Source organism: Phytoactinopolyspora endophytica (assembly GCF_004138495.1).
Classification (GTDB): domain Bacteria; phylum Actinomycetota; class Actinomycetes; order Jiangellales; family Jiangellaceae; genus Phytoactinopolyspora; species Phytoactinopolyspora endophytica.
The window spans coordinates 134107-141441 of record NZ_ML142854.1 but is presented as its reverse complement, the minus strand read 5'-3'; the positions used below and the strand labels follow the sequence as shown (position 1 = coordinate 141441).

Below are 7335 nucleotides of genomic sequence, written 5' to 3'. Positions count from 1 at the left end.
GACCGTCTTCAGGGAGAACCGCGACTACGTCAGCCTGGACGAGATAGCCGACGTACAGATCGACGCGCTGCTCGCCATCGAGGACGACCGCTTCTTCGAGCGGGGCCCGATCGACTTCCAGGGGACCGCGCGAGCCCTGGTCCAGAACGTCGACGCCGGCGAGACCACCGGGGGCGGGTCGACCCTGACCCAGCAGTACGTCAAGCAGGTCCGTCTCACCCAGGCAACCTCCGACGAGGAACGCGCCGAGGTGCTGGCCAGCGAAGGGACCGCCGGGTACAAGAGGAAGCTCGACGAGCTCCGGATGGCCATCGATGCGGAACAGGAGTACACGAAGGAGGAGATCCTCGAGCGCTACCTCAACATCGCCTACTTCGGCTCCAGCGCCTACGGGATCGAAGCCGCCGCGGAGACATACTTCTCGACTTCTGCCTCGGAACTCACGCTGACCCAGGCGGCGACGCTGGCCGGGCTCGTCCAGAACCCCAATGGCTACGACCCGAACCAGAACCCCGAAGGCGCACTCGGCCGCCGCAACGTGGTGCTGGGCCGGATGGCCGACACCGACAAGATCTCCGACGCCGACGCCGCCGAGGCCCGCCAGACCGACCTCAACCTCGATACGAGCGACATCTCCAACGGGTGCAACCAGTCCGACTACGGTTACTTCTGCGACTACGTGATCAACGAGATCCAGACGATGGAGGAGCTCGGTGAGACACCGGAGGAGCGGGTCGACGCCCTGTACAACGGCGGGCTGACCATCGAGACCACGCTGGACCCCGAGGTCCAGGAGGAGGCCGACGACGCCGTCTCGGACCGGGTGTCCTCCGGCGACGACAGCGTCGCTTCCCTCGCGTCCGTCGAGCCCGAGACTGGGTACATCCACGCGCTGGCGAACTCGCGGCAGTATGGCTCCGAGGACGACGGCGGCAGCTACATCAACTACGCCGTCGACGAGGACATGGGAGGCGGCACTGGCATGCAGCCCGGTTCCGCGTTCAAGACGTTCTTCCTCACCGCCGCGATCGAGCAGGGCATCGGCCTCAATCAGCGTTACGACTCGCCGGCGAGTATGAACATCCCGCAAAACGAGTTCTCCACGTGCGACGGCGCATACTCGGTATCCGCACCCTGGCCGGTGAGTAACTACGACGGAGACCGAGGCAACATCGACCTCAGAGAAGCCACAGAAGGATCGGTCAACACCTACTACGCCCAGCTCGCCCAGGAGACGGGGCTGTGCGAGCCGACCCGGCTCGCCGAGGCGATGGGCGCCGGCCGCGCCGACGGTGGTGAGCTCAACATGACGCCGGCAATGGTGCTTGGCTCCAACGAGGTGTCACCGCTCGGCATGGCCCAGGCGTATGGCACGTTAGCCAACCGTGGAGTGCACTGTGAGCCCACCGCGATCCTCACGGTCCGGGATCGCAACGGCGACGTCATCGTTGACAACTCAGAGCCGGACTGCGAGAGAGTGCTCGACAGGGAGGTCGCCGACGCGGTGAACTCGGTGCTCGAGGGCGTCGTCCATAACCCGGGCGCCACCGGCGGCGCGATGCAGCTCGAGGACGGCCGCCGCTCGGCAGGAAAGACCGGTACCACAACCGACGCGTTGGCAGTCTGGTTCGTCGGGTACACGCCTCAGTTCGCCACGGCCGTCGCAGTGGCAGACGTTGACCCGCCCCAAGAAAGCCTGCACGGCCGGAGCTTCAACGGCGAGACCATCGCCGAGGCCTGCGGTGGCTGTCTCCCTGGCCCCGCCTGGAAACAGTTCATGGACGAAGTCCACGAGGGCTTGTCGGAGGAAGAGTTCAACGAGCCCGACGGCAGCGTGGTCAATGGCGTCACCACCACGGTTCCAGACGTACGTGGCATGAGCGAAGACGAGGCGATCGCTGCCCTGGAGGACGAGGGTTTTTCCGCGTCCGTGTCGGCGCGTATTAACTCGGACTTACCCGAGGGGCGAGTCGTCAGTTCAGATCCCGGAGCTGGATCTGAGGCCTCTTCTGGGACGACCGTCCAGCTGTCCGTGAGCAACGGCGTGCCACCCAGCCGGAACGATGACGATGACGACGATGACGACAGCGACAACGACGATGAAGAGGAGGAGGACGAGGACGACGGGGGCAACGATGACGACGATGACGACGGCGACTGGAGCGTCCCGGAGCAGCCCGACCCCACGCTTCGGCCGAATCCCCCCTCCCCCGACAACGACGACGATGACGACGGCTGGAACTGACCCACGAGCAGCGCCATCCATAGATCTCCGAGATAGGGCACTGACATCAGGGCCCTATCGTCGGTCTCTACGTCACACTCCGTGTCGCTTAGCCAGTAGGCGGCCGATCTCACGGAGGCCGTCGAGGTCGTGGACGTCGGTGGGGAGAGCCTGAACAGGCGCTACCGGCACGTCGGGATGGGCGACCGTGAACCTGTCGGCCGTCCGCAGATCGTGTGCGGCGGCAGCCAACCGCTCAGCGTGCAGCCGGAGCAGAGAAGCCGCCAGTTCATGCCCCTCGAGCGCCTCTAAACGCTCCGCACCGGCGATCGCCTGCCCCTCGCTGATGCCGTCGGTCGTATCCTCAACATGCAGGCGATTCAGGACCAGCCCGGCCAGCGGCATCCCCTCCTCAGACAACCGGTCCACGAAGTACGACGCCTCGCGCAGGGCATCCTGTTCGGGCACCGCCACCACCAGAAACGAGGTCTCCGGCCGCTGAAGCAGGGCATAGGTCTGTTCAGCGCGTTCCCGGAACCCTCCGAACATCGTGTCCAAGGCGTTGACGAACGTCTGGACGTCGCGCAGCAGGTCGCCGCCGAGCACCTTGGTCAGTGCGCCGGTCACGACGTTGAATCCGGCTTGGAAGAACTTCCGATAGGCTTTGCCGCCGGTGCGGGCCGGCCCGCCGAGCAGCCGGATCAACCGGCCGTCGAGGAACGATCCAAGCCGTTCCGGCGCGTCGAGGAAGTCCAGCGCGGACCGCGACGGCGGCGTGTCGACGACGATCAGATCCCACTGGTCACGCCGCCGAAGCTGGCCGAGCTTCTCCATCGCCATGTACTCCTGCGTACCGGCGAACGACGATGACAGAGCCTGGTAAAAAGGGTTCGCGAGAATCTGACGCGCACGTTCCGGCGTCGCATGAGCCTCGACCACTTCGTCGAAGGTCCGCTTCATGTCGAGCATCATCGCGTCCAGCCCGCCCCCGGCCGCGAGGCCGACTCCGGACACGGCGCGTGGCACGTTGTCCAGCTCTGCCAGCCCCATGGACTGCGCGAGCCGCCGTGCGGGGTCGATGGTCAGCACGACCACTTTGCGTCCACGCTCCGCCGCGCGCAACGCCAGTGCGGCGGCCGTCGTCGTCTTGCCGACGCCGCCCGAGCCACAGCAGACGATGACATGGGTGAGCGGATCGTCGATGAGATGGTCGACGTCCAGATGTGGCCGGCGACGGCTCGCACTCACGAAGCCCCCTGCTCTTTCAACATCTCGGCCAGCTCGTACAGGGCCGTCGGGTCGATGGTGCCCGGCACGTGCGGCAGCTCGTACACGGGACGATCGAGCTCGTCCAAGCCGCTGCGTGCCTCATTCTCCATCTCTACCCGGTCCGCATGGCTTGCCGCGTCCGCACAGAGCCGTTCCACCAGGGCATCCGTGTCCGGCATCCCCACGGCGCGCAGGCTCTCCGCGAGTGCTGGACGGTCGAGACGCCCCGCGCTCGCCACCGCCCGCTCTTCGTCGCTCAAGTACGATGAGCGCGTCTGGTTGACCACCACTGCACCTACCGGGATCTGCGCCTCATGCAGTTCCCCGACCACGTCGACGGTCTCCTGCACCGGCATCTCCTCCAGCACCGTGACGACGTGCACAGCCGTGCGTGGGCTGTGCACGAGCGTCGTGATCGCGCTCGCCTGCCGGTGGATCGGCCCCATCCGGGCCAGCGACGAGACCGACGTATTGACGTCCAGGAAGCGCGTGACTCGCCCGGTCGGCGGAGCGTCGAGCACGACCGCGTCGTACACGTACTCGCCCTGATCGTCCCGGCGGCGTACCGCCTCGTAGGTCTTGCCGGTCAGGAGCACGTCACGCAATCCGGGTGCGATCGTCGTCGCGAAGTCGACGAAGCCGACCCGGTCCAACGCCCTGCCGGCCCGTCCCAGCCGATAGAACATCGCCAGATACTCGTACATGGCCTCCCTGGCGTCGATCGCCAGCCCAAAGACCTCACCGCCCCCGGCCGCCGGCACGATCCGGTGCTCGGAGTACTCAAGCGGCGCCACGTCGAACAGCTGAGCCAAGCCTTGGCGCCCCTCGACCTCGACGAGCAGTACCTTACGCCCGCCGGCGGCCAGCGCTATCGCCAGGGAGGACGCCACGGTCGTCTTGCCGGTGCCACCCTTCCCGGTGACGACGTGGAGCCGCACGCCTTCCCAGTCACCCATACCGGCAAAGCCTACGTAACAGTTGCCACCTCACGGGCGAAGGCATAGGCCGGGCGGCCGTAGAGGACCCATTGCAACAGGAATCCAGCGCCGAGTGTGAGCCATCCGCCGACGGCGTCGAGGACGAAGTGGTTGGCCGTCGCCATGATCACCACGAGCGTCGTCAATGGATACAGCGCGCCCAGAATCTGCGTCCAACGGCGGCGAGCGAACATCACGATGATGATCCCGCACCACATCGACCAACCGGCATGCATCGATGGCATGGCCGCATACTGGTTCGACAGCTCCTGCATGTCCCCGGACGTCACCGATCCCCATGTCTCGTGAACGCGGATCGTGTCCACGAAGCCGGTACCGGGAAGCAGCCGAGGCGGAGCCAACGGGTAGAGGAAGTACCCGAACAGCGCCAGGCAGGTGGTGATGGCCAGCACCGTCCGGGAGGCGCGGTAGCGGCCGGGATGGCACCTGTAGAGCCACACCAACACCGCCGCAGTGACAACGAAGTGCATCGTGGCGTAGAAGTAGTTCATCGCGATGACGAGCCACTCGACGCCGTGTATCGTCTGATTGATCCACATCTCGATGTCGATGTTGAGGTTCTGCTGCTGGAACCTCCACAACTCGAAGCCGCGCTCGACCGCCCCTGCCTGGTGATCAGGAACCGCATTGCGGATCATCGAGTACACCCAGTAGGTCACTCCAATGAGAAGCAGCTCCGCCATCAAGACTGGCCGTCGCGGGGTGCGCACGTAGGCCAAGACCCGACGGAAGCCGGTCGGCCCAAGCGGGCCGCCCGGCGCAGGAAGTTTCTGCGCCGGGCTGTCGCCCTTATAAAGAACTGCCACGCCGTGGTCCTACTTTGTGCTATTCAAGCTCATCGTCTTCGACTCTCACGTGCTGTGAAGGTCGCGTCGGCGGAAGCCAGCCAACCCTGCCCAGGTTAGCACCGCGGTGATCGCCAGCAATATGACGAGCGGCACAGCGTTGAAGTCCTCCGCGGGCAGCTCGGGCACGAAGCCAAACGGGGACAAATTGTGCGCCGACTCGTCGATACCGAACAGATCGCCCATGTAGACCACGAGGAACCCGTACACCGGAATGATCCAGGCCAGCCCCATAGCGCGCGGCACCAGACCGAACAGGGCGATGGCCAGACCGGCCGCCACCCAGACCGCCGGAATGTAGACGGCCGCCGCGGCCACGGACTTGCCGAGGTATGCCGCGTCACCGCCGTCGATCGCAGCGGCGATACCGAAGCCGAGCCCACCGAACAGCACGACCGCCGCACTGCCGGCGAACGCTACGGTCAGGTGGCTGGCCGCCCAGCGGGACTGCGACACAGCGGTCGCGAGTACCGGCTCGGCCCGGCCGACGGTCTCCTCCGATCTGAGCCGCTGTACGGACAAGATCGCCGGAACAGCAGCCAACATGCCGAGCATGCCGATGAAGCTCACGATCCAGCGGTCGGCGAAGCTGGCACCGTCGAAGGTCCACAGGTCCTCCAACGCAGTGATCTCATCGAACATCTCGTCCGCGGCGCTGATCATCGCGCCGTAGAAGGCACCGAACACGGCGAGCCCGATGGCCCATGCGACGACGCCCGAACGCTGCAGCCGCACGGCCAGGCCAAGCGGACCGGACAGAGCTGCCGACGCGGTGGGGGAACCGAGCCGGGGTGGCCGCAGCCCGGCGCCGACGTCACGCCTGTTGCTCAGGTTCGCCGCGACCACGATCAGGACCGCGGCCAGAACGACGAGCAGCAGGAGAGGCCACGCACGCTCTTCTGCCGAGAACGGCTTGGTCGCTCTGGCCCAGTGCAGCGGAGAGAGCCAGGACAGGAAGGTCTCCCCGACGTCGCCGACGCTGCGCACCGCGTAGGCCGCTCCCAGGACGGCGAGCGCCATCCCGGACGCTCCACGTGCGTACTCCGTGATCTGACCCGTCACGGCCGCCACTGTGGCGAACACGACGCCGACGAGGCCCAGGCCCATCCCGTACAGGTAGGCACCACCCGTGGTCACACCATCGACTCCGGAGCCGCTGATGCTGAGCGACACCAGCAGCCCGGCCACCAGGCTGGCGCCACAGACCACAATGAGTGCCGCGGTCAGCTGAGCGTGCCGCCCGAGGACGCTGGACCGGATCAGCTCGGCCCGCCCGGCTTCCTCCTCCGCACGGGTGTGCCGGATCATGAGCAGGACACCCATCAGACCAAAGATGATGGCCACGATGACGAAGGTGACGTGGCCGAACATCAGGCCGTGTGTGTACGGCTCGTCCGGTGCGTAGTTGTCTCCGACCATGGCCACCATGGCAGGCAGGTCGGTCATGTCCGCGATGGTCTCTCGGTCGGACGCCTCGGGGTAGTTCTGCTCATAGCTGGACAGTGCGCCCGCAGCGTAGACGGTGAGCCCGAGGATCCACACGGGGATACGGATCCGGTCACGGCGGAGCATGAACCGGATCATGGTCCGAGTGCCGGCGAATGTATTACCGCGGCTCGTGGGGACCGTCTGCGGCGCGGACGGGATAGCCGTGGCTGTGCTCATCGATCCGCTCCAGAGTCTGTCGTGCTGCCGGATGCGCTCGGTTCGCCGGCGCCGTTGGCACCGAGCTCGTCGCCGTAGTGCCGCAGCATGAGCTCCTCCAATGTCGGCGGGTGAGCCACCAGGCTCCGCACACCGAGCTGACTCAGCTGCCGCACCGCCTCGTCGATGTGGCTGCCGTCGACGGCGAACGTGATCGTGCCGTCGTCCTGCCGGAGGTCGTGGATTCCGTCCATCGCCTCCAGGCTGGCAGCCGGCTGAGACAGCTCGACCTGCACGGTGGTCCGCGTGAGATGCCTCATCTCAGAGAGCGTTCCGGACTGCACCACCTCGCCTT

6 protein-coding genes are annotated in these 7335 nt (G+C 66.3%); 1 reads left to right on the top strand and 5 read right to left on the bottom strand.

The genetic code is table 11. The features are described 5' to 3' along the window. The coding region (locus ELR45_RS13675; RefSeq protein ID WP_129666866.1) for a transglycosylase domain-containing protein at positions 1-2245 on the top strand (2245 nt) is incomplete at its 5' end. Positions 2246-2317: 72 nt separating this feature from the next. Here ELR45_RS13675 and bagB read toward each other — a convergent pair. The 5 genes from bagB to ELR45_RS40880 all read right to left on the bottom strand — a co-directional run. After that, positions 2318-3472 (bottom strand): ArsA family ATPase, encoded by a 1155-nt coding sequence (gene bagB / locus ELR45_RS13670; protein ID WP_129666865.1) that lies wholly within the window; start codon positions 3470-3472, stop codon positions 2318-2320. Next, positions 3469-4449, bottom strand: coding sequence for an ATPase BagA (bagA, locus tag ELR45_RS13665; RefSeq protein WP_129666863.1), 981 nt, complete (start codon positions 4447-4449; stop codon positions 3469-3471). Before bagA ends, bagB begins: the two co-directional genes overlap by 4 nt. Positions 4450-4460: 11 nt before the next feature. Beyond that, positions 4461-5297: a phosphatase PAP2 family protein gene (locus tag ELR45_RS13660; RefSeq protein ID WP_205856560.1), complete on the bottom strand. Its 837-nt coding sequence runs from the start codon at positions 5295-5297 to the stop codon at positions 4461-4463. 45 nt (positions 5298-5342) lie between these two features. Further along, positions 5343-7001 carry an ABC transporter permease gene (locus tag ELR45_RS13655; RefSeq protein ID WP_205856559.1) on the bottom strand — a complete coding sequence of 553 codons (1659 nt, stop codon included), beginning with the start codon at positions 6999-7001 and terminating at the stop codon, positions 5343-5345. Beyond that, on the bottom strand, positions 6998-7335 hold a 338-nt coding region (locus tag ELR45_RS40880; RefSeq protein ID WP_240759687.1), incomplete at its 5' end, for a DUF4162 domain-containing protein. The genes ELR45_RS13655 and ELR45_RS40880, both read right to left, overlap by 4 nt.